Raw genomic sequence first — 25,674 nt, 5'->3', positions numbered from 1 at the left:
AGGCTCTGCCGGTGCAAGCACCGGCGCAGACAATTAGTAGAATTTCACGTTCATACCCAGCTGATAGCTGCGTCCGTATTCTTCTTTCTGGTAAAGAATATTGCCGCCGCTTTGCTCATTACCCTGGAAGTAGCGCAGATCAGCCTGGTTAGTGAGATTAATGGCGTCAAAGTAAAGCTGCACAGTGTCGGTGACGTCATATTGCAATTTGAAATCGAGGCTCTTCACATCGGCCTGATATTGATCACCCCAGATTTTGCAGGACTTAGCATCATCCAACGACGCAGACTCAGGACAGGAACCAATCTGCTCAAGGACATCCGAGCGGATATTACCGATAAGACGGGCGGAGAAAGTCTGACTTTCCCAACCGAACACCAGGTTAAACGTGGTGTCGGCCTGATCGGGTAACGCCACACTGCCCTGACGAATCGAACTGTCGAGGGTCGCCTTACTGTCGAGTAATGTGGCATTACTTTGCAGGAAGAAGCCGTTGTCGAAATACTGGTTGTAGCTGAGCTCAATACCGTACACTTTGGCTTTATCGCCGTTGATGGTGATATTGATTTCGTTGAGATACAGGTTCTGCGGGATCACAAACTCCGTCACCTGATTAACCGGCAGCGTGAGCGGCAGATTGTCGATAGACATGCCGATACCGTTCACATCAACAATGAAATTCTCGATATCTTTATAGAAAATGGCGGCTTCCATAAAGAGATCTTCATCAGGATACCAACCGATTGACGCATCGTAGTTAACCGACGTCATCGCCAGCAGGTTCGGATTCCCCACATCCAGCGCATTGTCTGAACCTAAAACATACTGGCTCAACTGCTGTAATGAGGCTCCGCCCTGACTGTCATCACAGTCGTCACTGCCGGGCGGACAAAGCTCAATATCACTGTCGAAAATCGCATAGGCACGGGCCTGCTTAAACGAAGGACGGGTAAAGCTGGTCCATACCGCCGCACGCACCAGAATATCTTCAGAGGCTTCCCACTTTAAGTGTGCACTGGGGAAAAACTCGCTGTAGGTGATAGAGGCTTCCGGTAAAGGGATCGCAATATCGAGTGCACCGGCGCCGGCACCGTTAAACTCAAAGTCATCATTTTCCAGCGACATATAGCCGGTGGAAGAAAACTCAGTTTCGGTCCAGCGCACACCGGTGATGAGGGTGGCATCCATGCCTATGGGAAATTCAACCATGCCGTAAATGGCTTTGGTGTCTTCAATGATGCTGTAATCCCCTTTGGTACTTTCAATGGAGACTTCATCGTTGGTTGCAACAGCCACGGTCTGACGTGTTGCATTCACGATATCATCCACCGTTGAGCGGCTTTCAAAGGGAAGCTGAAACTGACTGCCTGCAGGAATACTGCTGTCGTAGTCAGCAAGAGTGGAATTAACTGCAGTGATACAGGCATCATCGCTGCAATCGGCGGCGGAGGGGTCGAAGCTCCAGCGGTCTTTGTCCCGCACGTGATCCCGCTGCGTCACCTGGCCACCTACTTTTACGTAGTTTACCCAGTCATTGAACACGTCCGCGCGCAGATTAAGATTAACGGTTTTGATTTCGTCAGTCCTGAGGCCGTCCTCTAAGAATAAGTTATCAAACTGATAATTGGACAGATCTGAGCCATCGCCACTGCCTGACGTACCGAAAATACTGTCTTCAGGATCGTAAGTAAGACCGGCTATATCTGCCGCCTCACCGGGTGAGAGCACTCTGGCACGGATGTTATCCCGCAGACCCTGACCGTAAACAATTAGATCACGCTCACGGAACTGCACACGGCGGTCTCCGCGGGAGTCTTCTTCAGAACGGGACTGGGCATATTCATAATCCAGCACGAACCTTTCCGCAATGCGGTTTTCGCCACCAAAACTGAACGTGATGGTTTTGTTCTCACTTTCCTGAATAAATTGCTGATGGAAGACATCAATATCGCTGAGGATGAACTCGTTGGTATCACTGTTGACGTAAACGATTTCGCCACTGCCCACAGACCCCGCATCCTGAAAGTCATAAAACTCCCGTAGCGCAAGGTCATCATCTTCGAACTGGGTGTAAGTGCCTTTTGCAAAGTAATAAGCATCGGGATTTGGCTTATACTCGATATTCAGCGCTGCGGCCTGACGGGTCCGGCCAGCCACTTCACGGCGATATTCCAGCTGTGACGGCGCGAGTATTTCATCTCCGGCAGCAATTTCCTCTTCGGTTTTACCCAAATCCGCCGTGTAGAACTTCATCTCATTAGTGCTGTGGTGACGGGTTTCATCGATAAGGGTTTTGCGATCTTCATGGGAAATGGCAAAACCCACACCGAGGGTTTCATCTAAAAAGAATTGTGTGCCGTCAAAACTGAATTTTGGAGAGTGCTCTTCACGGTTTTCAGAGTAGGCATCCTGAATCCGCATTTTCAGTGTGTTCTTACCGCGATCAAATGCAGAAATAGCTTTAACGTTAACCGTACCACCAATAGAGTTCAGGTTCTGGTCCGGCGTCAGAGTTTTCAGTACTTCTATCGTGCCGAGCAGGTCGGCGGGCAGGGCATCAAGACCCACTTTACGCTCTTCCCCGGCACCCGACATCTGCGATCCGTTCATGTTCACAGAAACAAAGCCCGGCCCCAAACCCCGCACGGTAACAAACTTACCTTCACCTTCTGAACGTTGCAGGGTAACCCCCGGCAAGCGTCGTAACGATTCCGCGACGTTCTGATCAACAAAGTTGCCTAAATCGTCGGTGGAGATCACCGAACTGAAGCCGTTTTTCATCCGTTCTAAATCACGGGCTTTCAGATCGGCTTGTTTAACCCCTTTAACCTCAACAATTTCAATATCGCTGTCCTGCGCCGTATTTTCTGCGGCCTGATTGTCACTTTGCTGAGTGGTTTGCCGGCCATTTCCGGCCTGTTCTGTGTCTGCGGTTTGTGCCAGAGCCGGCAGCGCTGAAGATATCGCCACTGCCAGAGCTGTCCATTTAAACACTCTCATGTCCTGCACTCCTTAATTCGTTTTTATTGTCGCGGCTTTATTAAACTGCGAATGCCACCGGTAGCATTATTACGAAAAAGGGAGTGCAGATCACATTGTTTTTAACCTTTATTTCACAAAATATTAAAATATCAACATTGAGTAAGTCGGGCTTATCAAAGCGCGAGTTTACGCCACTGTTCCGCTGACAATTCTTCTGTTTCAGCGGTATCAGCAGAAGACAATTCCGCGCGGTATTGCTGCCAGTCAGTCACTTCCAGTTCACTGTCGATAATGCCGTCTTTACCGGCGTAAGACCCTGAACGGATAGCTGCGAGGATCCGCCGGTCAGTGCTGTCGTGAGCATTATGTCCACGGCGTAAAAAACTGCCGGCATCTGCATTTTCTATTAGCGCCACATATGCCTGTTGCGCAGTCAATGTTGATTCCTGTAACGCACTGATTGCCCCTTGCCGGAAAGGCTTATCTGCCAGGCTCGCGGCTTTGATAGCAGCAGCCTGCTGCGGATTTTTCTTTGCCCCTTTTACTTTGATACCCAGCGCGTTGCTGGCAGACATTTCAGGGTGGTCATGCATCACATTGCCACTGACATACAGCAGCGCGAGGGGGCGGTCGTCTCCCCAGAATTCAAAGAACCTTGCGGATTTTGTGGCAGGACCCGGCAGGAAATAGTTAGCCGTGAAATTCGCTTTTCCACCCTCACCGCCGTAGCCGGACGCATCCTGCCAGTTCACAATAACGTTGTTGCTGATATCAACGAATTCATCTTCCTGCGGATAGGGCGATTTTAACCGCCAGCCGTTGATACGGGGATTCCGGCTGATATGACTTACCAGTACATTTCGCAGAAATGAAGCGTCTCTGCCTCCCCAAATCCCGCCGTAGCCGTGACTGCCTTTGTGATGTCCGGCTTTATTCAGGCTCTCTGCAATAATGCTGTTCTGCAGGGTAAAGCGGGTATTGTTATAAAACGAGGCTACTTCGTCATTCGCCCAGCTCAGGGAGCAATGGTCAATAATGATGTCTGAATGATTCCGCGCACTCAGCGCATCACCTTCCTGCAAAAAATGGCCGGGGCGGAAGGCCATATGACGGATGATAACCTGATCGGCTTCAATTGACGTTGATGCTCCTGCCACCACGATTCCGGCCGGTGAAGTGTGGCCGGCGATGGTGATGTGCGGCTCTTTGATTTCGAGTGTTTTTTCCAACTGAATCACACCGGAAATGGCAAATACGATCAGTCGCGGGTAGGGTTGCTTCACAGCCCAGCGTAGCGTACCTTCCTGCGGATCTTTACTGTTATCAGCCAGACTGGACACAACCAGTACCTTGCCCTCATTTCCGCCGGTGGTGTATTTACCAAAACCGCTTGCCCCGCTGAATGCCAGTGCTGGCTGCTCTGCTCTGATCCCCTGCGAGATAAGAAGCAGCATAACAACCACACTGCCCCGGAAGTACTTCATGAATCTCATCCGGCTTCCTTTTTATTTTGTGTACAGGTGGCTGCAGGTAATGCCGCCACAGGTTTCAGTTTGCCCGCCCAGTGGCTGAGCAGCTCTGCATCACCATGATGCTCATCCAGTTCAAGGCACAGCATCGCCAGTAATTCACCGTCGCTTGCCAGCACCGGCACTGACACCAGCTGACCTTTTCCCGCCGGCGCATCGGACACAGCAAAACCCCGGGTGCAGGTTTGCGCTGCAAGCTTCATGACTCTGCGCGAGTCGAGTTCGGCAATGTTCAGGCTGTTTTCATCCCGGTAGCGGGGATGATAAGCCAGCATAATGTGACCCGGCGCCGAGCCGGTAAGTGACAGTTGCATACCCGGCCGGATAGCAGACAGGCGGTAACTGTTAGAACAGAATACATCTGCAGCTACCGCGCAATTGTCGGCAGGCACACATAGAATTGCTGTGTGAGTCGTATCGCCGGTGAGGGCAGTGAGTGGTGCTGCCAGCAAACGTTGAAATTTTTGTAGTCTGGGTGCCGCCCCGCCAATTCCGTACATGCCGTTTGCCAGATAGTAGCGGGTACCGCGCTTTTCTATCAGCCGCTCACTGCATAAGGTTTTAAGCAGGCGGAAAACGGAGGATCGGGGCAGTTGCAACTGCTCTTCCAGTGCCAGTGATGTCATGCCATATTCTGCGTCACCTAAGGTGCGGCAGAGCTGAATGGCCTGGTAAACGCTTGGAATAATGTAACGTTTCATAATGCATCCCTTCAGAGAAAATCAAATTATATAACGCACTTTTAACATTTCGTTAATTATTTGCCACCGGTGGCAAATGTCAAGTGTTTTTGCAAATTTAGTATATAAACCAGAGGGAATATAAAGAACGGGCGAGCCTTGTGGCCCGCCAATTTCAGAAGGTTGCTACCAGAAACTGACGAATAATATCGGCAGACTGTTGCGGATGAGAAATAAAAGGGGCGTGAGATGCGTGAGGCAATACAACCGTGTCACTTTGCGGGTGCAGCTCGCAGATGCGGTCAATGCCGCTGGTCGGTACCAGACTGTCCAGCCGTCCGTATATCCGTAATGTCGGCTGCCTGATACGACCGATATGTTCGCGGAGATCTTCACTGGAAAGCAGCGCCAGAGAAGCTTTCAGCGCCTCTTCTGCCGGTGAAGGCCATGCGGTAATACTTTGTCTGATGGCTTTCATATCCTGGCGGGCGGTATCACTGCCCATGGCCTGAATGGCAAGAAACCGCTCCAGGGTTTTGCCGTAATCTTTTGCCAGCTGCGTTTCAAACTGGGCAAGCAATTCGGCATCAATACCCGGCCAGCAGGGACCGTTAACAAATCTGGGCGTTGAGGCTATAGTGATAAGGGCACTTACATGTTCCGGTAAATCCAGAGCCAGTTGCTGTGCAACCAGACCACCCAGTGACCATCCTGCGACCACGCAGTTTTCCGGCAGATACGGCGTGATCATCTTCGCCACAGATGCCACGGTATAAGGCTCTTCCGGCAGCACACCGTTGTTTTCACCAAAGCCCGGCAAATCAATGGTGGTCACTCTGAATTCGCTTTCCAGCAACGGAATGAAGTGCTCAAACACACCACTGTTCATGCCCCAGCCGTGAAGCAAAACCAGATCTTTTCCTGTACCCCGGGTACGGCTGACGAGATTTTCTGAGACGTTAGCATTTAACACTGATGACATCCTTTGACTATGCCTGCAATTTTGCCGCTGCAGAGCACCACTGCCGGGCTGACAGAGTACTTAACCATGCGACTTCCCAACTTAGCTTGTTTGCTGTGTAATCAGTACAGTGACGTACCTGTGTGTACGTTCTGCAAATTTGATACCCGCTTTTTGTTACAGCTTGGCTATCAGGGTAATTTACTGCGCTACAAAAAAATCAGCCAGCAATTTTTACCGCCCTCCTACAGTGCATTAAGGGCCTGCGGAGAATATCGCTGGCCATTTGACCAGCTTATCAAAGCCATGAAATTCCGGCGCTGTCAGATAAGTCCGGCCATTCTTGGCAACTGGTTCACCTCACAGTGTATCGATGAAGACACACTATTACCGGATGCCTTACTCCCGGTTCCCGTACCACTGCACCGTTTTTTTCGCCGGCAGTTCAACCAGGCAACAGAACTGGCCCGTCACATCGGCCGCAGAATAGAAAGACCGGTCATCGCTGACTGGGCCCGCCGCACGGGAGGACGATCACAACACACGCTGAAAAAGGACCACCGGATGCATAACCTGCACAGCGCTTTTCAGGTAAAGCCCTGCAAGGAGCTGCGCCACGTAGCCATCATTGATGACGTTATGACCACAGGCGCGACGGCTAATGTGCTCGCCGGTCAGCTGCGTCAACATCACCCCGACCTCATTATTGAAGTCTGGGTGATGGCGCTGACCTGCCGGTCCCCCTTAGCGGACTAAGTGGCCTGACTGATAGATCGCGTTTGACATCAGCTTACCGGTACCATACCAGTAGCCCCGGAAAAGCAGGTTGTCAGTAAAGCCAATTACCACGCCACGACCTTTCGGCTGAGTCAGCACAGATGCCGTGCCGCCAATCATGGTTTCCAGTTGTTTTGCACTGAATCCGGCCATTAACGGACTGTCGGAATAGTGACCGGGCCTGGTGAACGGGTCGGCGTCAGCATGCACAATCATATTACTGGTTTTAAATACCGGAAGTGTTTTACCCGTGTAACCAAAGAAAATTGGATGAGTCGGGTCAATATCAGTTTCGTATACCGCACCGGCAATAATTTTACTGGCACCCAGCGCAGATTTATCTGCATAGGTCAGCTTATCCACCGGAAAAACACTGTCGACTTTATCGCGGGATACGATTTCCGCATCCAGCCAGCCTTTTTGTGCAAAGAATTTTACCGCCGATTTCTGTCCAATCAGCACGCCGCCATTATTCACCCAGTCACTGATATCATTGTTGAGCTTGTCGCTCAGACCACTGTAAGTGCCACTGACGAAAATAATATGGGAATAGTCAGCCAGGCGGATAGTGTTTAAACGGTCCTGCTCCACAATGACCGGCGCTGTGCCTACACGGGTGTCCAGATAGTGCCAGATTTCTCCGGCTTCCGATGAACTGGTGCCGTTACCACCCACCAGCAGAATTGATGGCGCTTTTACCGGCGCAAGGGTACGACCGCCAAGATCAGAACCCTGCGGTGTCAGGCCGCTTTTTATCCCGAACACTTCCACACCGGTTAAGGCCGATGCATCCTGTAACAGGCTGAGCAGATCATCAGGCTGTGATAATGGCGTGGGCACAATAATGGTTCCGGCTGCGAAATCATGATTCCGGCCATCAGTCAGTGTGGCGGTAAAGGGGGTTTCAGCACTGCGCACTGTGGCCCCGTTTTCCAACAGTTGTTGCAGCATCGCCGGCGCATAGTAACTTTTCCATTCAAATGCATAGGCGTACGCTTCACCATCAACGAGCGGTACCGGCATTTTCACCGGCCCGGCTTCCGTTTTGATGCCACGCCCGGCGCGTTTGCTCAGCACGTCGTAATCAAGATTGAACGCCAGCGCGATATTCCAGTTAGACACGTCATAGAAGGTGTTCTCAGCAAATTGCTGACGGGTAGAAAACAGGCTCTTTACCAGGCGGTATTTTGGCTGATTAAAAGGCACAACCAAACTGCCTTTGCTGTAGCGCTTGTTATCAATTTCCTCGTCATCTCTTGCGTAACTGTATTGGATCTCATGTTGATTGAGGATCGACAGTAAAGCCTCTTTACGGCCACTGTCATCCGGCATAGCCACAATCGCCCCGAAATGTTCATCTTTATCAATCGCGTCAGCCGTCTCAGAGAAGAATGTATTCTGGTAATTCAGAATAGCTGGCTTGTTGGCCAGCGAACCGGCAATCGTACTCAGACTGGTCGTCACATGGTTCTGGATAGTCTGTGCAAAGGCCAGCTCTCCGTTCACCGTATCCTGCACGTGTCCGCGGCTGCTTGCCTGTTCAAACAGAATACCGATGCTGCCCATAGAATCGGGATACGATGAGCCTTTCCCGTAGTAAAAATCGTCAAAACCTTCTTCCGAGAAGTATAACTGGCCTGCGTCATCAAACGCTTTGGCGTGAAAAGCTGCCAGCGCTTCTGTAAGCCTCACATTGCCGTCAGGCGTATTCGGATTTTTCCGCGACGGCACACCGGGCTGGAAGAAATAGGTGCTGTCCGGCCCCATCTCATGATGATCGGTCAGTACATGAGGACGCCATTTCTGAAACTGCTTGATCCGCGCCTGTGACTCAGGATGGGTCAGCAATAACCAGTCACGGTTTAAGTCGAACCAGTAATGATTCGTTCTGCCGGAAGGCCAGTCTTCCTTGTGCTCCCGGTTTTCTCCGTCAGCGACAAGGTTTTTGCTTTTATGCATGTTTGCCCACTGTGCGAAACGGGACAAACCGTCAGGATTGAATGAGGGATCCAGCAACACGACGTTTTTGCTGAGCAAATCTGTTACCGTTTCATCCTGCGCTGCAGCCAGGTAATACGCCATGACCAGTGCAGCGTTGCTTCCGGAAGGCTCATTACCATGAATGCTGTAACCCATGTACAGAAACAGAGGCGCATCTTTTGCGGCTTTAGCCCCGCTGTTCACTGTTTTGAGATGGTTTTCCCGCCATTGCGGTAACTTGCTGCGGTTTTCCGGTGCAGTAATGGTGAGCAGTAATAACGGACGGTTTTCATGGGTGCGGCCGGTTTCTTCAATGCTGATGCGGTCAGACGCTGCTGCCAGGGCATACATGTACCCGGCCAGCTGGTCATGGCGTACATGCCAGGTACCCACTTCAGTACCAAGATAAGATTCAGGGGTCGGAATAGCAGGGTCATAGCTGGTATTTGCCGGCAGGTAAGCAGTAACCGGTTTACCTCCGGTATCTTTAAATACCGGTGCTGCTAATGCTGAATACACGACAAAAGCAAAAAGGGCGAACACCCATTTTCCTGCGCGTCTGAAACTTGAATCCATTTTTCTTTTTCCTGTTGTTTTTTGTACTTTTGACCACACCTGTATAAAAGCATGCAATACTTGACTGTTTTAGTCAGGTAAATTTGTTATTATATGCGCTATCACGATGCAACGTAGGATTTGTTAATGATCAATATATCAGAAGACGCACAGGCTCACTTCGCAAAACTGCTGGAAAAACAAGATGCCGGGACGAACATCAGAGTGTTCGTAGTTAACCCCGGAACCTCAACAGCGGAATGCGGTGTGTCTTATTGTCCTCCGTCTGCTGTTGAACCCGGCGACATCCGTTTAAACTTCAACGGATTCGACGCCATTGTTGACGCAGAGAGTGCGCCGTTTCTGGAAGAAGCAGAGATTGACTACGTGACGGACCAGATGGGTTCTCAGCTCACTCTGAAAGCGCCAAATGCAAAAGCCAGAAAAGTGGACGACAATGCGCCTCTGGTTGACCGTGTAAGCTATGTCATTGAGTCGGAAGTTAACCCGCAACTGGCCAGCCACGGCGGTAAAGTAGTATTGCTTGAAATCACTGAAGAAGGTTTCGCCATTCTGCAATTTGGTGGCGGCTGTAACGGTTGTTCAATGGTCGATGTTACCCTGAAAGAAGGGATTGAAAAGCAGTTGCTTGAACAATTCCCGGGTGAACTGACAGGTGTGCGTGACGCCACCGAGCACGAAGCCGGTGAGCACTCGTATTATTAATCCGTCTGACGCGTCGCTGACTGCACTACACCGCAGCTGGCGACGGTTCAAAACAGGCCTGGCACTCTTCATCGCGGGTGCCACGGTGCTGATGACCATCAGCACTTACCATCCCGCGCTGTATTTTATCTCGCTTATTGTTCTGTTCAGTGGTTTTGTCATCGCCATGAGTGGCTATCTGGCCATACTGTGGCAACGTCTTAAAGTGATGAATCCCGCCGCCAGAAAACGAAACCGAGAGTGATCCCTCTGGCCAGCAGGAAAGCCAGCATGGCATACCAGAGCGCCACGTTCCCCTGCGACTGACACACCCACCAAACCGGAAAAAACACAAACGCCGCACTGACAAGCATGGTATTACGCATGGCGTCTGAGCGGGTAAGCCCCACAAATACGCCGTCAAAGAAAAAGCACCAGTGTGCCACCAGCGGCAACAACACCATGAGGGGCAAATAAGCCTGCGCAGCGGTTTGTAACGCAGCAATCCCCGTCAGTGATGCGATAATAAAATCTCCGGCAAGGTAAAACAAAGCGGCATACACCAGGGCAAAAACCGAAGACCAGAATAATCCCCGCTTCACATGCCCGCCCAGGCGTTCCTTGTCTTTTGCGCCGGCCGCTTCGCCGATGAGCGCTTCAACAGCATAGGCAACGCCGTCCAGCCCCAGTGCAATTAACACGAAAAACTGCATGAGAATAGCATTCACCGCTGCCGCTGTTTCACCAATCCTCGCCCCCTGAATGGTCAGAAACGCAATACAAGCCTGAAGCGCCAGGTTCCGGATTAACATATCGCTGTTAAGCTTCAGCAGAATTTTTTGTGCTGCGCGGTTAAACCAGTCTGCCTGCGGACGCCAACCTGAAGTGAGCTTAAGGGCGCACACCGCGCCCGATAACATCATGGTGTATTCAGCCAGCACACTGGCCAGCGCCACACCACCAACTGACATATCCAGGCCATACACAAACAGAATATCCAGCGCGGCATTCAACAGGTTGCCTGCCACCTGTATCCATAACACATGACGAGTTTTCTGTTGACCTACCAGCCAGCCGGTTAATGCCATGTTGAGCATCGCCGCCGGTGCGCCCCATACCCGGATATTAAAGTACTCCCGGGTATAAGAAGCCACTTCAGCACCGGATGAGGCTAACGCAAGCCCTGCCTGCAATACAGGCACTTGCAGAGCAACGATAAGTAAGCCGGCGGCGAGGGCAACCGCGCCTGTTTGCCAAAGTACTTTTGCGGAGAGTAAGCCGGGCTGTTCTGGATCGCCTTTTGCCTGTGCACTCAGGCCAGTGGACGACATTCTGAGAAAGCCGCACACCCAGTAGATTTGCGTGAGGATCAATGTTCCAATAGATGCACCGGCCAGCATGGCAGATGAATCCATATGCCCCATTACGGCCGTATCAACCAGCCCGAGTAAGGGAGTGGTAATATTGGCCAGAATCATAGGAAAAGCGATGGCCAGTAAGGTTTTATGGGCTGGCCAGCCAGCATTGGCGGTCGTGGTCAAAACGGAAATAACTAAGTTTAAGGAATATGCATGCAGCTTATCAGAAACCGCGCAATGAAGTGGGGAAAAGGTGTGTTTGCCAGCGTTGTGACGCTGTTAGTGATGGCACAATCTGCGGCCGCTGCCGGGCAGGACAGTGCAGTGGTTTTACTTTACCACCACGTATCTGAAGACACGCCGGCAAGCACCAGTGTTACACCTGAACAATTTAAAACCCACATGACCTGGCTGGCGGAAAACTACAAAGTCATGCCCCTTCAGGACATTACAGAAGCGCTGAAAAACAAGCAGACATTGCCGGAAAATGCCGTTGCGGTCACCTTTGATGACGGTTACCGGAATATTCTTGAAAACGGTCACCCTGTGATGCAGTCATTGAAACTTCCCTACACCGTATTTATCAATCCTGATGAAATTGGCCGACTGAAAAACCAGTTAAGCTGGGATGATGTAAAGGCCATGCACAAAGACGGTGTGGATTTTGCCAACCATACACTGGACCATTTGCACATGCTGGACCGTCATCAGGATGAGTCCAAAGAGGCCTGGTTAGAACGGGTATGGCAAAATGTTGAAGAAGCGGAGAAAAAACTCACAGCACAAACCGGTGAGTCACTGAAATACCTGGCGTATCCCTTCGGTGAATACAATAAAACACTGGCTGATAAACTGGCAAAAGAGGGATACACCGGATTCGGACAGCATTCCGGCGGCATCAGCAGTTACAGTGATTTTACCGCACTACCTCGCTTTCCCGCGGCTGGTCGTTTTGCCAATATGGCGCCCTTGAAAGTGAAGATTGCAAGTTTGGGTATGCCGGTGACACACAACGATATCGATAACCCTGAGCGCACTGCCAGAGTTATCGATGAAACATTGTCGTTCACCACCAACAGCGATGATGTGGGCTTACCCCGTGCCGCCTGTTACTACCAGGGTGAATCACTGCCGGTTAACATTAACGGCAAAACCTTATCATACACGCTGAATACCGTGCTGCCGGTTGGCCGTTCACGTATTAACTGTACCGCACCGTCGAATTCGCAGAACGGTCGCTACTATTGGTTTTCGCAACCGTTCTTTATTTCCGGCGAAGACGGCACCTATCCGGATTAAGTGATAACCGGCGCAATACCTTTGGTGAATTGAATGAAAGGCGGGATCCCCTGCCTCGATTTAAAGCCCATAGATTTATAGAAATCGATGGCTCTTGTGTTGTGTTCCTCTACGTCCAGGACGAGAGATAATTTGCCCAGTTCACGTGCCATGTTTTCCATGTACCTGACGAGGATGGTGGCAACACCACTTCGTCTGGCTCCGGCTGCTACAGCCAGATGTCCGATGGACATTTCCAGCACCATAGGCGGGTTAAGCGCGATGGTGTAAGTTTGACTTCGCATCACCACATCAATAGCCTCATCAAGACCAAAGAAATCGGTAATCGATGTCAATGTATCCCGATCAAAGTGCTGCGGAAGGCTGTCATGCCAGCATGAAATAATGCCGACAATTTCGTCTTCTATACACGCCAGCCAGTGATTGGCAAAACCATATTGTCCCGTGCCGCGAAGCCAGGCCGCTGAAAGGAAAGCAAACGCCGTATCACGGTCGCCGTCCCCATATATTTTCGTAAGTAAATGCTCTCCCGCATCCAGTAACAACGGCACCGCATAAGTCGCATCCCTTGCGGTTGCCTGACGTACTACTACTGTCATGAATACTACCGGGTGATAACCACCTTAGGCATATCTGCAAGAATTTGCTCGCTGTCTATGATCGCTAACTTCCCGGGCTCCATTATTGGTTTGAACCTTCCGAGCACTTCCGCTTCGGGGCTGATGAGAACCACCGACGCGCTATGATCGACCAGATAGTCAGCTTTATCAGTGTCCTCAGTTAATGAGTACATCAATCCCATGTTCCTGACAAGAGGGAATATTTCGGCGTGCGGACCGGTTGCAGCGATGAAGTCTTTATTAAAAAAACTTATATAACTTTTAAGTCTTTGAAAAGTATCCCTTTTGGGATCCACAGACAAAAATAGTACTTGAGTATTAGCCCCGGATTTTATAGACGAAAGTTTAGGCCATATTTTATTTAAGGACGCCATCGTTGTGGGGCACACATCCGGACAATAAGTGTAGCCTAAAAATACTAATGTCCAGGCACCGGTCAGGTTTTCCCTGGTAAATGGTTGTCCGTCAGCATCTGTGAGAGAAAAATCAGCCAGTGGTTTGGGCAGAGGATAAGCCTGAAAGTACTCCGGTACCCGGCTTTCACCGGAAGGCGGAGCGATATAAAGGGCACCGGCGATGCCGGCGATCAACGCTACCACAGCGATGATGCCGGTTAAGGTTCTTTGAGTCATAGTGTTACGGGTAAGTAGTGGTCAATTAAGAGCACCACAAACAATAACATGAGATGGTAAATAGAATAGCGGAATGTTTTCATTGCCGTGTCGGGCTTAGCCGCAAACTTTAACCTGCATGCCCACAAACAGAACCCAGCATTCAATACCAGCGATCCCGCCAGATAAATTAGGTGAGACATACCGGTAAGGTAGGGCAGCAAACACACCAGAACCAGCAGCACGGTGTAAGCCAGCACCGAGGTTTTGGTGAACGATTCCCCGTGGGTAACCGGCAGCATAGGCACGTTTGCCCGTGCGTAGTCCTTTTGCCTGTGTATCGCCAGCGCCCAGAAGTGAGGGGGAGTCCAGGTAAAAACAATTAATACCAGCAGCAAAGCATGGGCGTGGATCTCGCCGGTTACCGCGGTCCAGCCCAGCAGCGGCGGTGCTGCACCTGCCAGTCCGCCGATAACAATATTCTGAGGCGTCGCCCGCTTGAGGAACATGGTGTAGATAACCGCATACCCGACCAGACTGGCCAGTGTGAGCATGGCGGTAAGGGCATTCACGAAAAACCACAGTAGTGCGAATCCGGCGAGCCCCAGCACAGCGGCAAAAAACAACGCCTGAGATACACTCACCTTCCCCTTCACGACCGGGCGGTTAACAGTACGGGCCATCATACCGTCAATGCGGTGGTCAACCACATGATTAATCACCGCAGCAGAGGATGCCAGCATACCAATCCCCGCCATACCGGCAATCAGAGCATTTGCCGGCACCAGCGACTCTGTGGCCAGGCACATACCCACCAGGGCTGTGAGCAACAGCAGCATAACCACCTTAGGCTTGGTTAACTCATAATAGTCACGCCAGTTGACCGGCGGAGATGTCGCCAAGCGGCGCTGATGAACAGAAACAGATTTAGCCATGTGCTCCTCCCTGTTGCGGATCACCCTGATAGCGGGACACCTGATAAGTGATCCATACCATTACCAGTAATAAACAGGCAGCGACGATGTTGTGAGCAACGGCCACAATGACGGGCAGACTCAGCACGACATTGCTTACGCCCAGTGTTACCTGAATCATCAGCACCCCGATGAGCAGCAGCGCGGCACTTTTCACCGGCGCAGCCACCTCCCGGCTGTACAGCCTGAAGCCGAGCCAGAGTAAATATAAAAACGTAATGACCGCGCCGGCTCTGTGCACAATATGCATTGTCATGCGTTCACCGTATCCGTGGGCGCCATATTCGTAGGTTTCGGCATAAGGCACACTGAAAGCACCGGAAAAGTCGAGCCTGGAGGCCCAGCCATCTTCACACACCGGAAAGTCAGTGCAGGCAAGAGCGGCATAGTTTGCTGATGTCCATCCCCCGAGGCCAATCTGCATCAACAGAATAGCCATGCCCAACAGCGCAAATTTGGTGATGCTGTTAATACGCCGGGGCTTTCGTTTACTCTCCCGTAATTTGAGATGCAGTAAAAACAGGCACGCCAGTATGGTGAAGCCGCCGAGCAGATGCCCCATTACCACAACCGGCAGTAAATTCAGCGTCACCGTCCACATGCCCAGGGCTGCCTGAAAGATAACCAGTGCAACAAGCAACAGTGGCAGGCGTACGGTACGGCCGCTGTGACGCTGCTTCACAGCGATGGCAGCGATAGTAAAAATACATAAACCCAGTGCACCGGCAAAGTAACGGTGAATCATTTCATTCCAGGCTTTAGCCGCTTCTACCGGACGTTCGGGGAAAGCGGCATTCGCCGCCTCAACATGGTGGTCTTCCAGCGGAACGGTCAGCAACCCGTAGCATCCCGGCCAGTCAGGACAGCCCAGCCCGGCATCGGTGAGCCGCGTATAGGCACCGAGAATAATAACAACCACCGCGAGGATCAGACTAAACAGGACTAACTTTCTCATGCTTGCCTCCCGGATTATCCGATACGTGACAGTTTCAGCAGTTTTTTCACGTCAGCCAGAATGTCCCGGCTATGCTGTATTGCCATTTGCTTGTCGGTAAAGGTGGGGTAACGAAGCATGGCATTATTCAGGGTGTCGACGAGCAAAATAGACCCTGCATCACTCACATTAAGTGCTGCCTGCTGACGACTGTCTGCCACCTTTACAACATGCAGGTTTTGTTCTGACTGCAACTTCTCAGCGATGGCGGCATCACTGTTACCGGTAAGCAGTACCGTTGCCTCCACCCGGTCAGTCTCCCGGCCAAGGGCAATCCACACCTGATGAATACTGTAAATCGCATTCTGGCAGGCGGCATCACACTGCTCCGGCACAGAGTACACAATGCGCCATTTAGGCTTTTCAGCGGCAAACACCGGGGTCAGATCCCTCACAGGCTGCAGCAGCTCTCCCTTGTTAGTGGCTGCATTGGTAAACCACTGATTATCCAGAGCCAGCTTTGCCAGCATGACCGGAAGTACAAATACGGCGGCAACGCCTAACATAGTCAACTTGCTATTTTTTCCTGCCATACTGATCATCCTTTTTTATTCGAATTCATTGAAAAGTAACTGACTGCAGCCGCAGCGATGGCCAGCCCGAACCATTGAATGGCATAACCCAGGTGCTTTTGCGGCGGCATGACAACGGGCTGCCAGTTGCGGACAAACGCACTTTCTTCCGGTGCAGTTAACTCAACCACAAAGGGTTGCAGAGGCTGTCCGGTCAGGCGGCGGATAAAGGGGATATCCAGCGCCTGCACCACCACGGGAAACGTAGCATCAGACGACAACGTTTCGCGCACCACCGGGTTGTGTCCCGGCATGGTTATGCGGCCATGGAAGTGCTGAAACTTGCTTTCCACATCCACTCCGGGCAGTTCATTCCGGCTTAGCGGCGCCTCCACCCATCCAAAATTCACCAGCACAGTGCCTTCACTGCTATGTACAGGCACGATAACGTCATACCCCACGCGCCCGTTTTCCACCCTGTTATCCAGAAACAGGATCTGAGATGTATCAGCGCGGCCGTTAAACCCCACCTGATAATCACGGATATCTTCCCGCACAGGATCCAGCTGACTGAGAGAGATTGACCCTTCGCTGCTTTTTTGCGCTATGCTAGCCAGACGCTGTTCTTTCTGGTGCATCCGGTCGAGTTGCCAGAAGCCCAGCGAAATCATGCAGATAACCGCTGTAAGTACCACAACAGCGAGAGGTAAGGAACGGAACCTGTTTGCCTGATTCATAATTGGCTCCCCTTATTGACGGAGAAAAAAATGATTATAAAAATCGTCCTTGTATGCTTAGTGATTTACATGATCGCTAACTTGTTTCTCGCCATGCGGGTAATGATGAAAGATGACCCGGACGGCGAACCTATGAGCAAATACATCGGCCGCCGTGTCTTAACCTCTGTCATCATTGTTACCCTGATCCTTATCGCACTGGCTACCGGACTTATCAGTCCGAATCCCGCCCCTTACTGAGGCGGTCCGGTGCGCTGTCACTTAAAGCACATACACAAACAGATACAGCATTACCCAAACAACATCGACGAAATGCCAGTACCAGCTGCCGGCCTGAAACGCGAAGTGGCTTTTGGGTGTAAAGTGCCCTTTCAGCACCCTTAAAAACAACACAATCAGAATGATGGTACCCAGCGTCACATGCATTCCGTGGAAGCCGGTGAGCATGAAAAAGGTGTTGCCGTACACGCCGGACTGCAGTGTCAGACCCAGCTCCTGATAAGCATGGATATATTCTTCGACCTGCAGTGTCAGAAAGCCCAGTCCAAGTAGTATGGTTACGCCCAGCATGACGGTCAGCTGTTTGCGTTTGTTCTGTTCAAGACCCACGTGAGCAAAGTGCAGGGTAACGGACGAAATCAGCAGAATAATGGTGTTAATGGTAGGCAATCCGGCAGCACTCATTTCCTGAGTAGTCGTGCCCCCGGGCGTGGTAACAAGGGGCCACATGGCTTCAAATGCCGGCCACAACACGTCATTGGTCATCGCATTGTTCGAGGCGCCTCCGAGCCAAGGCACCGAAATCATGCGTGCGTAAAACAGTGCCCCGAAAAAGGCGGCAAAAAACATCACCTCAGAGAAAATAAACCAGCTCATCCCCTGACGGTAAGAGCGGCCAAGCTGATCGCTGTATAACCCGCCCATGGATTCATCAATCTGATTTTTAAACCAGCCAAACAGCATCACCAGCAACGTGACGATGCCCGCCGCCAGAACATGCGGCCCGTACCCGCCTTCCCCTTTGGTGCTTTCAATGACGGTGTTGCCGGCTCCCACCGCAATCAGAAATAAGGCTACCGCCCCGACAATGGGCCAGGGACTTTGTGCAGGCACATAATACCGTTGATATTCTTGTTGCATGGCTACTCTCCTTCCGGCCTGTCAGCGGCTGCCGCTTACAGGCTGTCGTAAATAAGGGTTATCACTGCCGCTCAGATCGCCGGCCCTGGCGGTCACGTCGTACAGTGTGTATTGCAAGGTAAAATAGGTAATATCTTCCGGCAGCCCGGCATCCACGTAGAACGACATAGGCATCCACGCTTCCTGACCAGCCTGTAAGGGCTGCTGGTTAAAGCAAAAGCACTCGGTTTTATTCAGATAGAGGGCCGCCTGTCCCGGACTGACAGAGGGAATTGCCTGAGCAATGATGTTACTGGCAGCCGGGTTTCTGACGTAAAACGCCACGGTATTCACTTCTCCGGGGTGCACCTTCACACGCTGTGTTTCTGCACGAAATTCCCAGGGCATGCCGCTGTTTGTGCGGGTAATAAATTCCACGGTCACAGTGCGGCTGGTATCAATATCTTTGCCCTGCCACACTGCGGCCCGGTTAGCCGTTTTTCCGTTGATTCCGGTGATATCACAGAACACGTCATACAAAGGCACCAGGGCGAAACCGAAGCCAAACATACCCGCTACGACCACAAGCAGTCGCAGGGTAAGGGTGCGGTTACCGGCTGCGCGGTTGTCCATTTTGGTAACTCACTTCACAACCGGAGGCGTTTCAAACGTGTGGTAAGGAGCAGGAGAGGGAATTTCCCACTCCAGACCTTCTGCACCTTCCCACACCTGTGACGTAACCGGTTCGCCCTGCTTTTTGCAGGCTTTAATGAGCAGTACCAGGAAAATCAGCTGGGATAACCCGAAAGCAAACCCGCCGATACTGATCCACTGGTTGTAATCAGCAAATTGCAGTGAGTAATCAGGGATCCGCCGTGGCATACCCGCCAGCCCCACAAAATGCATAGGGAAGAACAACACATTCACGGAAATCAGTGAGCACCAGAAATGCCACTTGGCCAGCGTGATATCAAACATCTTACCGGTCCATTTAGGCAGCCAGTAATACACCGCCGCCATAATAGAAAACACCGCGCCGGTCACCAGAACATAATGGAAATGAGCCACGACAAAGTAGGTATCGTGGTACTGAAAATCCACAGGTGTAATGGCCAGCATCAATCCGGACAAGCCACCGATGGTGAACAGCACAATGAATGCCAGAGCAAATAACATGGGGATCTCAAAGGTCATGGAACCCCGCCACATGGTGGCCACCCAGTTAAACACTTTCACGCCGGTGGGTACGGAGATCAGCATGGTGGCGAACATAAAGAACATTTCAGCAAACACCGGCATACCCGTGGTAAACATATGGTGAGCCCAGACGATGAATGAGAGCAGGGCGATGGAGGCTGTGGCGTACACCATGGAGGCATAGCCGAACAGGCGCTTGCGGGCGAAGGTCGGCACAATCTGCGAGATAATGCCAAAAGCCGGTAATATCATGATGTAGACTTCAGGGTGTCCGAAGAACCAGAAAATATGCTGGAACATAACCGGGTCACCGCCGCCGGCAGCATCAAAGAAACTTGTCCCGAAGAATTTGTCGGTAAGCACCATGGTCACTGCACCGGCCAGTACAGGCATTACAGCAATCAGCAGGAATGCAGTAATAAGCCAGGTCCAGACGAACAGCGGCATTTTCATCCATGTCATACCCGGCGCACGCATATTAAAGATAGTCACGATTACGTTGATTGCGCCCATGATGGAAGAAATCCCCATAATATGGACTGAGAACACAAACAGCGCGGTACTGTCGCTGCTGTATGTCGTCGACAGCGGCGCATAGAAGGTCCAGCCGAAAGCCGGGCCACCACCTTCCATGAACAGTGAACCTAACAGCATGGAAAATGCAAACGGCAGGATCCAGAAGCTCCAGTTGTTCATTCTCGGTAATGCCATATCCGGTGCGCCGATCATCATGGGGATCAGCCAGTTAGCCAGACCGGTAAACGCCGGCATGACAGCACCGAATACCATTATCAGGCCGTGCACTGTGGTCATCTGATTAAAGAAATTCGGGTCTACGATTTGTAAACCGGGCTGGAACAGTTCGGCGCGGATCACCATCGCCATCGCGCCGCCGGTAAGAAACATGATGAAGGCGAACCACAGATATAACGTACCGATATCTTTGTGGTTAGTTGTCAGCACCCAGCGCATCAGGCCTGCCGGTGCGCCGTGTCCGTGGTGATCATCGTGATGTTCATCATGTGCCGCAGTGTGCTCCGGCGTCATAGTTTCAGTTGCTTTACTCATCGCACGCTCCTATTTACCGGTTGCTACTGCATTAACGTCTTTAGGCTGGATCACATCGCCGGTGTTATTTCCCCAGGCATTCCGCTCGTAGGTAATCACGGCGGCGATATCTTTCAGGGACAGCATCTTGCCAAACGCCTGCATGGCCGTGCCTGCTTTACCGTTAAGCACAATATCGATGTGCGCTTTCTGATCCTCCAATACCATCTGACTGCCTTTAAGTGCAGGGAAAACGCCCGGCAACCCCTGACCGTTAGGCATGTGGCAGGCTGCGCATGTCGCGTTGTACACTTTCTCGCCGGTACTCATCAGCTCTTCTTTGCTCATGTTCATGGCCAGCAGACGCTGTTCTTCTTCTTTCGCCTGTTTCACAATGGCTTCCTGCTCTGTCATCCAGGTTTTATATTCATCCGGGCTCTTCGCAATCACCACTACCGGCATGAAACCATGATCCTTCCCGCACAGTTCAGCGCACTGTCCACGGTAAATACCGGGCTCATTCACTTTGGTCCACGCCTCATTGATGAAGCCAGGGTTAGCATCTTTCTTCACTGCGAAATCGGGCACCCACCAGGAATGGATAACGTCGTCAGAGGTGATCAGGAAGCGGACTTTTTGTCCGGTAGGAATGACCAGAGGACGATCTACCTCAAGCAGGTAGTTTTCCCCTTTTTCGAATTTGTTCTCAATCTGCTCACGCTGTGTAGCCATGATGGAGTAAAAGGACACATCGCTGTCCATGTACTTGTAATGCCATTTCCACTGGGAACCGGTGACAAGAACCGTCATTTCAGGTTCACTGGCATCTTCCATCGCGATGAGGGTTTGTGCTGCCGGGACGGCCATAAAAATCAGGATCAGGAAAGGAATGACTGTCCAGGCGATTTCTACTTTCACGTTTTCGTGGAAGTGCGCCGGTTTGGCGCCCCGGGATTTACGGTGCTTGAACATGGAGTAAAACATCACACCGAACACCACCACGGCGATGGCCACACAAATTGAGAACATCAGCATATGCAGGTCGTAAACCTGTCCACTGATGTCTGTGACACCTTGTCTCAGGTTGATTTCACCTGCCCGGTCTGATGTTGCCATGGTTTCTGCTTGCAGCGATGCCGGAATAACAGACATCGCTAACCCCCAAACCATCATTGCGTTACATACGAGTTTCTTCACTCAACACCTCCGTGATGGAGGATCTTGTGTAATACCCTGCTCACAGGACCCTGTCGTATCAGGCTAGCCGCCTGTTAATTTTTATCTTTTTTTTGTTATTTTTTCGTTAACAACGGTATAAGAATTAAACAGATTTCATCTTGTGTCTAGTCTTTCTGAAAAAATAAATGGCCGGGGTAGCCTCAGAAACAGGGTCAGAGCACTTCATTCTGATATTTCGAATGTTTCGTTCAGATCTTCGACACATCCGTATTTCAGGAACGCCGTATTATAGGTAAGTAAATCGTCCTCACACTTGTGACATCAACGTTATGAAAGGAATGTGTAATGAATAAATTTATCCCGGCAGTATTAGTTTCAGGTTTAATCAGTGCAGGCGCATTCGCGGCGCCTGTCAGCTACCAGATTGATCCTACTCACACCAGCGTTATCGCTTCATGGAATCACTTCGGATTCTCTAACCCGACAGCCGCTATCAACGGCGCTGAAGGCACCATCGTGTTTGACAAAGACGCGCCGGAAGACAGCAAAATCGATGTGTCTGTGAAAATTGATACCATTGATTCATTTGTTAAAAAACTGAACGAAGAATTTGTCGGTGCTGACTGGTTCAATGCAGCGAAGTTTCCTTCTGCAACATTTACCAGCACAGATGTTGAAATGACAGGTGATAAGACGATGGAAGTGACCGGCGATCTGACGATCAAAGGTGTGACTAAGTCCGTCACTATGGATGTCACTCTGAATGGTTCAGGTGTACACCCGATGACACAGAAAGAAGCGATTGGTTTTGATGCAATGACCACCATCAAGCGTTCTGACTTCGGGATTGATATGTACGTACCGAATGTAAGTGACGAAGTGACGTTACACATCACCACAGAAGCACAAGCTAAATAAGTTTTCGCATCACCGTCCGGATGCCCGGCCCGCGCAAGCGGGCTTTTTTATTGGTAGCGGCCTGTTAACTGCGGTAGTCTGATTGTTTTTATTGTCAGGGATTGCTTCTATGTTGCGCCGCGCAGTTTTCTCCTCTTTTCTGTTATTTTTAACACCCTCTGTTTTTGCCAAAGATCTTCCTTCCGGCGCTATTAACGCTCTGTTTGAAGAAGCGGTAAGTCGTGACACAGTGCCGGGTATAACCATGGCGCTCGGTAACGATAAGGGCATGCTGATGGCTAAAGGCTACGGTTTTGCCGACGTTGAAAATCATGTACCTATGACGACAGATCACAAGGTGCGTATCGGCAGTGTCTCTAAACTCATCGCCACCGCCGGATTAATGCGTCTTGCGGAAGCGGGCAACATTGACCTGGATAAACCGGTCACTGAATACGTCAGCGCATGGCCTGCTGATAAACCGGTCATTACTTTGCGCCAGCTTACCTCACATACAGCCGGTATCAGGCACTACAAAGAAGGGGCCAATGAATTTCTTCTGAATGAAAGTTATCCGGATATCGACAGTGCACTGGCAATGTTTAAAGATGATCCTCTGCTGTTTGCACCCGGCACAGATCACCGTTATTCAACGTTTGCCTGGACACTGGTCAGTGCCGCAATGGAAGGGGCTGACCCGTCCAGGAATTTCCGCGCCATCATTAACGAAGAAGTGTTTGCGCCGCTGAAACTGGACAACACGGTATTTGACGACCAGTACACCATCATCGATCACCGGGCGAGACCTTACACCGTACACGAAGGTGAGCTGATTAATGCGCCACAAACGGATCACAGCTATAAATGGGCCGGCGGCGGTTTTATTTCTACGCCGTCAGATATTGTCCGGTTTGCTGTAGCCCATGTTGCAAGCGATTACCTGAAACCAGAGACTACCCGCGCCATGTTTACTCCAGCCAGGCTCAATAATGGTGAAACCGTGGGCTTCGGCATAGGCTGGAAAACCGGATTTGGTGATTACAAACAACGTAAAGCGTATAAAGACAATGCCAGCGCGCTGGCTTTGATGGACGATATTCCTGATGCTGTGATGCACTCAGGTGGCAGTATGGGCGGCATTACAATGACCATTCTTTGCCGTGAACATAAAACAGCGGTTACTGTAGTAAAAAATGTCAGTGGTGAAGACAATGCTGATGTTTTTCTGCTGGCGCTGAAGACACTGCACTTTGCACATACCAGCCAATAGTAAAGAAAAAGGGCGATGATGGTTCACATCATCGCCCTTCCAATTTTCAGTGCTGTGGCCAGCGCACACAATAGTTATTGCACCGCGCTTAGCGAAAAGACTTACATCCAGTCAGCATTGCGGATAACACCTACAGCCAGACCTTCAATGTTGAATGGTTCAGCAGCAAGATCCACCTTGATGGTATCGAATTCTTCATTTTCTGCATGCAGCCATACTTCGCGGCCGCGTTTTTCCAGACGTTTTACCGTGACATCCTCATCAACCCTGGCAACAACTACCTGCCCATTGTGCACGTCAGTAGTACGGTGAACGGCAAGTAGATCACCATCCAGAATACCGATATCTTTCATACTCATACCGTTTACACGTAACAGGAAATCCGCACGGGGGTGGAACAGATCAGGATCGACCTTGTAATGCATTTCCACATGTTCCTGCGCCAGAATAGGTTCACCTGCCGCAACACGGCCGATTAACGGTAAGCCTGCGTCTTCATCGTTTTCTGCTTCCAGCGGAATATTCAGCTTTATACCCCGTGAGGTACCCGCCAGAATTTCGATTACACCTTTACGGGCCAGCGCCTTTAAATGCTCTTCTGCTGCATTAGCTGATTTAAACCCTAATTGCTTCGCAATTTCCGCACGGGTGGGCGGCATGCCGGTTTCCAGCATGGTGGTTTTGATCAGTTCGAGAACTTCCGTTTGTCTTGGAGTAAGTGGACGCATAAACAGCCCTGTTTTTCTATACAGTTCCTGTGAGTATATACAGTTGCGCTGGTTTGACAAGAGCTGCCGGCGAAATTATTACGGTTATTCCGTGGCGCACTCAATAAATCGTGCCAGCGCCGGGTTGCTGTTGTCCTGCTGCCATACCAGCACATATTCCACCACCGGCGCTCTGTTCAGCGGCAGCAGAACCACATCCGGCGGACACACCTGCTTCAACGGTTCAGGCACAAGCGCAATCCCTACTTCACTGGCCACCAGCGACACGATGGTTTGCTGTAACTGGGTTTCTAACACCACACGGGGCACAAAGTTCGCTCCAGCACAGTACTGTTCAATGGTGTTACGCAGCTCCGGCGCCACATTGTGGGGCGTAACAATGAATTTTTCGTCAACTAAATCCTCTGCGCAGACTTTTTTTGCCACGGCCAGCCGGTGGTGTTTGTGCACTGCCAGACAGAGTGCTTCAGTGCGCAAAGACAGCATTTCCAGTCCGCGGGAGGTCGCCGGCTTTAACATGATGGCGGCATCAAACTGCGCAGAAGTAACGCCGTTAATTAACTCAAAGGGAATAACTTCCTGAATATGAAAGGACACAGCGGGATAGCGGGACATAAACTGTCTGGCCAGTTCAGGCACAATGTTATAAGCCGCATGCATCATGAATCCCACAGACAAGCTTCCCGACTTTCCGGCACCGGTCGCTCTCGCCCGTTCCGCAGCTTTGCTGACCGATTGCAATATGGTTTTGCTGTCGCGGTAAAACTGCTCTCCTGCGGCAGTCAGGCTCACGCCTTTCGGGTGACGGCTGAACAATGCCGTACCCAGCTCTTCTTCCAGCAGTGCGATCTGTCGGCTGAGAGGTGGCTGAGTGATGTTTAGCCGCTGCGCAGCCCGACCCACATGACCGGTTTCTGCTACCGCAATAAAATATCTTAAGGGTTTTATATCCATTACGATTCA

25 protein-coding genes are annotated in these 25,674 nt (G+C 51.0%); 7 read left to right on the top strand and 18 right to left on the bottom strand.

Translation table 11 applies throughout. From position 1 onward, the window contains the following. Positions 1 to 33: 33 nt before the first annotated feature. From AC4PME_RS05525 to bioH, 4 genes are all read right to left on the bottom strand, one after another. Positions 34 to 3,000: a TonB-dependent receptor gene (locus AC4PME_RS05525; RefSeq protein ID WP_491044808.1), complete on the bottom strand. Its 2,967-nt coding sequence runs from the start codon at positions 2,998 to 3,000 to the stop codon at positions 34 to 36. Positions 3,001 to 3,155: 155 nt separating this feature from the next. Further along, entirely contained in the window at positions 3,156 to 4,466 is a 1,311-nt protein-coding gene (locus AC4PME_RS05520; protein ID WP_491044809.1) for a pectate lyase family protein, read from the bottom strand. A gap of 5 nt (positions 4,467 to 4,471) precedes the next feature. Next, on the bottom strand, positions 4,472 to 5,212 hold the full coding sequence (locus AC4PME_RS05515; protein WP_491044810.1) for a helix-turn-helix domain-containing protein: 741 nt from the start codon (positions 5,210 to 5,212) through the stop codon (positions 4,472 to 4,474). 154 nt (positions 5,213 to 5,366) lie between these two features. Further along, positions 5,367 to 6,164 (bottom strand): pimeloyl-ACP methyl ester esterase BioH, encoded by a 798-nt coding sequence (gene bioH / locus AC4PME_RS05510; RefSeq protein WP_491223607.1) that lies wholly within the window; start codon positions 6,162 to 6,164, stop codon positions 5,367 to 5,369. A gap of 18 nt (positions 6,165 to 6,182) precedes the next feature. On the opposite strand from bioH, the gene AC4PME_RS05505 reads away from it, so the two are divergent. Beyond that, entirely contained in the window at positions 6,183 to 6,908 is a 726-nt protein-coding gene (locus AC4PME_RS05505; protein WP_491044811.1) for a ComF family protein, read from the top strand. On the opposite strand, the gene AC4PME_RS05500 is transcribed toward AC4PME_RS05505, so the two are convergent. Beyond that, positions 6,897 to 9,485: a M14 family metallopeptidase gene (locus AC4PME_RS05500; protein WP_491044812.1), complete on the bottom strand. Its 2,589-nt coding sequence runs from the start codon at positions 9,483 to 9,485 to the stop codon at positions 6,897 to 6,899. The genes AC4PME_RS05505 and AC4PME_RS05500 overlap by 12 nt on opposite strands. A gap of 126 nt (positions 9,486 to 9,611) precedes the next feature. Here AC4PME_RS05500 and nfuA point away from each other — a divergent pair, with 126 nt between their 5' ends. Continuing rightward, complete coding sequence (gene nfuA / locus AC4PME_RS05495) at positions 9,612 to 10,190, top strand: Fe-S biogenesis protein NfuA (RefSeq protein WP_119503141.1); 579 nt, start codon at positions 9,612 to 9,614, stop codon at positions 10,188 to 10,190. After that, the gene (locus AC4PME_RS05490) at positions 10,171 to 10,434 is read left to right on the top strand and encodes a hypothetical protein (RefSeq protein ID WP_490707893.1); all 264 of its coding nucleotides are present in this window, start codon (positions 10,171 to 10,173) and stop codon (positions 10,432 to 10,434) included. Before nfuA ends, AC4PME_RS05490 begins: the two co-directional genes overlap by 20 nt. Here the strand turns inward: AC4PME_RS05490 and AC4PME_RS05485 are convergent. Beyond that, the gene (locus AC4PME_RS05485) at positions 10,391 to 11,719 is read right to left on the bottom strand and encodes an MATE family efflux transporter (RefSeq protein ID WP_442858474.1); all 1,329 of its coding nucleotides are present in this window, start codon (positions 11,717 to 11,719) and stop codon (positions 10,391 to 10,393) included. The genes AC4PME_RS05490 and AC4PME_RS05485 overlap by 44 nt on opposite strands. Positions 11,720 to 11,740: 21 nt before the next feature. Here AC4PME_RS05485 and AC4PME_RS05480 point away from each other — a divergent pair, with 21 nt between their 5' ends. Then, positions 11,741 to 12,826 carry a polysaccharide deacetylase family protein gene (locus tag AC4PME_RS05480; RefSeq protein WP_232373441.1) on the top strand — a complete coding sequence of 362 codons (1,086 nt, stop codon included), beginning with the start codon at positions 11,741 to 11,743 and terminating at the stop codon, positions 12,824 to 12,826. On the opposite strand, the gene AC4PME_RS05475 is transcribed toward AC4PME_RS05480, so the two are convergent. From AC4PME_RS05475 to AC4PME_RS05450, 6 genes are read right to left on the bottom strand one after another with little or no spacing between them, the layout of a single operon-like run. After that, positions 12,823 to 13,425, bottom strand: a complete 603-nt coding sequence (locus AC4PME_RS05475) for a GNAT family N-acetyltransferase (protein ID WP_303572457.1) — start codon at positions 13,423 to 13,425, stop codon at positions 12,823 to 12,825. The genes AC4PME_RS05480 and AC4PME_RS05475 overlap by 4 nt on opposite strands. A 5-nt stretch (positions 13,426 to 13,430) precedes the next feature. After that, positions 13,431 to 14,078, bottom strand: coding sequence for an SCO family protein (locus AC4PME_RS05470; RefSeq protein WP_491044813.1), 648 nt, complete (start codon positions 14,076 to 14,078; stop codon positions 13,431 to 13,433). After that, entirely contained in the window at positions 14,075 to 14,992 is a 918-nt protein-coding gene (cyoE, locus tag AC4PME_RS05465) for a heme o synthase (protein WP_491044814.1), read from the bottom strand. Before cyoE ends, AC4PME_RS05470 begins: the two co-directional genes overlap by 4 nt. Further along, complete coding sequence (locus tag AC4PME_RS05460) at positions 14,985 to 15,986, bottom strand: COX15/CtaA family protein (protein WP_119503145.1); 1,002 nt, start codon at positions 15,984 to 15,986, stop codon at positions 14,985 to 14,987. The genes cyoE and AC4PME_RS05460 overlap by 8 nt, the downstream gene beginning before the upstream one ends. Positions 15,987 to 16,000: 14 nt before the next feature. Continuing rightward, on the bottom strand, positions 16,001 to 16,558 hold the full coding sequence (locus AC4PME_RS05455) for a redox-active disulfide-containing membrane protein (protein WP_119503146.1): 558 nt from the start codon (positions 16,556 to 16,558) through the stop codon (positions 16,001 to 16,003). A 5-nt stretch (positions 16,559 to 16,563) separates the two neighbouring features. Then, the gene (locus AC4PME_RS05450) at positions 16,564 to 17,274 is read right to left on the bottom strand and encodes an SURF1 family protein (RefSeq protein ID WP_490707890.1); all 711 of its coding nucleotides are present in this window, start codon (positions 17,272 to 17,274) and stop codon (positions 16,564 to 16,566) included. A 30-nt stretch (positions 17,275 to 17,304) separates the two neighbouring features. Between AC4PME_RS05450 and AC4PME_RS05445 the strand changes: the two genes are divergently transcribed. Next, positions 17,305 to 17,514 carry a DUF2909 domain-containing protein gene (locus AC4PME_RS05445; RefSeq protein ID WP_119503148.1) on the top strand — a complete coding sequence of 70 codons (210 nt, stop codon included), beginning with the start codon at positions 17,305 to 17,307 and terminating at the stop codon, positions 17,512 to 17,514. 21 nt (positions 17,515 to 17,535) lie between these two features. Here the strand turns inward: AC4PME_RS05445 and AC4PME_RS05440 are convergent, their stop codons facing one another. Genes AC4PME_RS05440 through coxB form a run of 4 tightly spaced genes read right to left on the bottom strand, consistent with a single transcriptional unit; the run spans position 17,536 to position 21,753 of the window. Further along, positions 17,536 to 18,414 carry a cytochrome c oxidase subunit 3 gene (locus tag AC4PME_RS05440; protein WP_119503149.1) on the bottom strand — a complete coding sequence of 293 codons (879 nt, stop codon included), beginning with the start codon at positions 18,412 to 18,414 and terminating at the stop codon, positions 17,536 to 17,538. A 21-nt stretch (positions 18,415 to 18,435) separates the two neighbouring features. Beyond that, positions 18,436 to 19,026, bottom strand: coding sequence for a cytochrome c oxidase assembly protein (locus tag AC4PME_RS05435; RefSeq protein ID WP_119503150.1), 591 nt, complete (start codon positions 19,024 to 19,026; stop codon positions 18,436 to 18,438). Between the two features lie 9 nt (positions 19,027 to 19,035). Then, complete coding sequence (ctaD, locus tag AC4PME_RS05430; protein ID WP_119503151.1) at positions 19,036 to 20,658, bottom strand: cytochrome c oxidase subunit I; 1,623 nt, start codon at positions 20,656 to 20,658, stop codon at positions 19,036 to 19,038. Positions 20,659 to 20,667: 9 nt separating this feature from the next. Next, the gene (gene coxB, locus AC4PME_RS05425) at positions 20,668 to 21,753 is read right to left on the bottom strand and encodes a cytochrome c oxidase subunit II (protein WP_491044897.1); all 1,086 of its coding nucleotides are present in this window, start codon (positions 21,751 to 21,753) and stop codon (positions 20,668 to 20,670) included. A 408-nt stretch (positions 21,754 to 22,161) separates the two neighbouring features. On the opposite strand from coxB, the gene AC4PME_RS05420 reads away from it, so the two are divergent. Both AC4PME_RS05420 and AC4PME_RS05415 read left to right on the top strand, forming a co-directional pair. Further along, positions 22,162 to 22,734, top strand: coding sequence for a YceI family protein (locus AC4PME_RS05420; protein ID WP_119503152.1), 573 nt, complete (start codon positions 22,162 to 22,164; stop codon positions 22,732 to 22,734). Positions 22,735 to 22,843: 109 nt separating this feature from the next. Next, the gene (locus AC4PME_RS05415) at positions 22,844 to 23,983 is read left to right on the top strand and encodes a serine hydrolase domain-containing protein (protein WP_491044815.1); all 1,140 of its coding nucleotides are present in this window, start codon (positions 22,844 to 22,846) and stop codon (positions 23,981 to 23,983) included. Positions 23,984 to 24,084: 101 nt separating this feature from the next. Here AC4PME_RS05415 and lexA read toward each other — a convergent pair whose 3' ends face one another. Then, entirely contained in the window at positions 24,085 to 24,711 is a 627-nt protein-coding gene (gene lexA, locus AC4PME_RS05410) for a transcriptional repressor LexA (RefSeq protein ID WP_119503154.1), read from the bottom strand. Positions 24,712 to 24,795: 84 nt separating this feature from the next. After that, on the bottom strand, positions 24,796 to 25,665 hold the full coding sequence (locus AC4PME_RS05405; RefSeq protein WP_491044816.1) for a LysR family transcriptional regulator: 870 nt from the start codon (positions 25,663 to 25,665) through the stop codon (positions 24,796 to 24,798). Between the last annotated feature and the right edge of the window lie 9 nt (positions 25,666 to 25,674).

This window comes from Alteromonas sp. (assembly GCF_984505615.1).
Note: the sequence above shows the minus strand (reverse complement) of the source record. Positions and strands in the feature narration are given on the sequence as shown.

Coding starts and splice junctions, on each gene's coding strand:
- AC4PME_RS05520 (WP_491044809.1), bottom strand. CDS start 4,466: ATGAAGTACTTCCGGGGCAGTGTGGTTGTTATGCTGCTTCTTATCTCG.
- cyoE (WP_491044814.1), bottom strand. CDS start 14,992: ATGGCTAAATCTGTTTCTGTTCATCAGCGCCGCTTGGCGACATCTCCG.
- AC4PME_RS05445 (WP_119503148.1), top strand. CDS start 17,305: ATGATTATAAAAATCGTCCTTGTATGCTTAGTGATTTACATGATCGCT.
- AC4PME_RS05515 (WP_491044810.1), bottom strand. CDS start 5,212: ATGAAACGTTACATTATTCCAAGCGTTTACCAGGCCATTCAGCTCTGC.
- AC4PME_RS05480 (WP_232373441.1), top strand. CDS start 11,741: ATGCAGCTTATCAGAAACCGCGCAATGAAGTGGGGAAAAGGTGTGTTT.
- AC4PME_RS05450 (WP_490707890.1), bottom strand. CDS start 17,274: ATGAATCAGGCAAACAGGTTCCGTTCCTTACCTCTCGCTGTTGTGGTA.
- AC4PME_RS05405 (WP_491044816.1), bottom strand. CDS start 25,665: ATGGATATAAAACCCTTAAGATATTTTATTGCGGTAGCAGAAACCGGT.
- AC4PME_RS05435 (WP_119503150.1), bottom strand. CDS start 19,026: ATGGACAACCGCGCAGCCGGTAACCGCACCCTTACCCTGCGACTGCTT.
- ctaD (WP_119503151.1), bottom strand. CDS start 20,658: ATGAGTAAAGCAACTGAAACTATGACGCCGGAGCACACTGCGGCACAT.
- coxB (WP_491044897.1), bottom strand. CDS start 21,753: ATGGCAACATCAGACCGGGCAGGTGAAATCAACCTGAGACAAGGTGTC.
- AC4PME_RS05525 (WP_491044808.1), bottom strand. CDS start 3,000: ATGAGAGTGTTTAAATGGACAGCTCTGGCAGTGGCGATATCTTCAGCG.
- nfuA (WP_119503141.1), top strand. CDS start 9,612: ATGATCAATATATCAGAAGACGCACAGGCTCACTTCGCAAAACTGCTG.
- AC4PME_RS05470 (WP_491044813.1), bottom strand. CDS start 14,078: ATGACTCAAAGAACCTTAACCGGCATCATCGCTGTGGTAGCGTTGATC.
- AC4PME_RS05505 (WP_491044811.1), top strand. CDS start 6,183: ATGCCTGCAATTTTGCCGCTGCAGAGCACCACTGCCGGGCTGACAGAG.
- AC4PME_RS05460 (WP_119503145.1), bottom strand. CDS start 15,986: ATGAGAAAGTTAGTCCTGTTTAGTCTGATCCTCGCGGTGGTTGTTATT.
- AC4PME_RS05420 (WP_119503152.1), top strand. CDS start 22,162: ATGAATAAATTTATCCCGGCAGTATTAGTTTCAGGTTTAATCAGTGCA.
- AC4PME_RS05455 (WP_119503146.1), bottom strand. CDS start 16,558: ATGGCAGGAAAAAATAGCAAGTTGACTATGTTAGGCGTTGCCGCCGTA.
- AC4PME_RS05500 (WP_491044812.1), bottom strand. CDS start 9,485: ATGGATTCAAGTTTCAGACGCGCAGGAAAATGGGTGTTCGCCCTTTTT.
- AC4PME_RS05415 (WP_491044815.1), top strand. CDS start 22,844: ATGTTGCGCCGCGCAGTTTTCTCCTCTTTTCTGTTATTTTTAACACCC.
- AC4PME_RS05475 (WP_303572457.1), bottom strand. CDS start 13,425: ATGACAGTAGTAGTACGTCAGGCAACCGCAAGGGATGCGACTTATGCG.
- AC4PME_RS05440 (WP_119503149.1), bottom strand. CDS start 18,414: ATGCAACAAGAATATCAACGGTATTATGTGCCTGCACAAAGTCCCTGG.
- lexA (WP_119503154.1), bottom strand. CDS start 24,711: ATGCGTCCACTTACTCCAAGACAAACGGAAGTTCTCGAACTGATCAAA.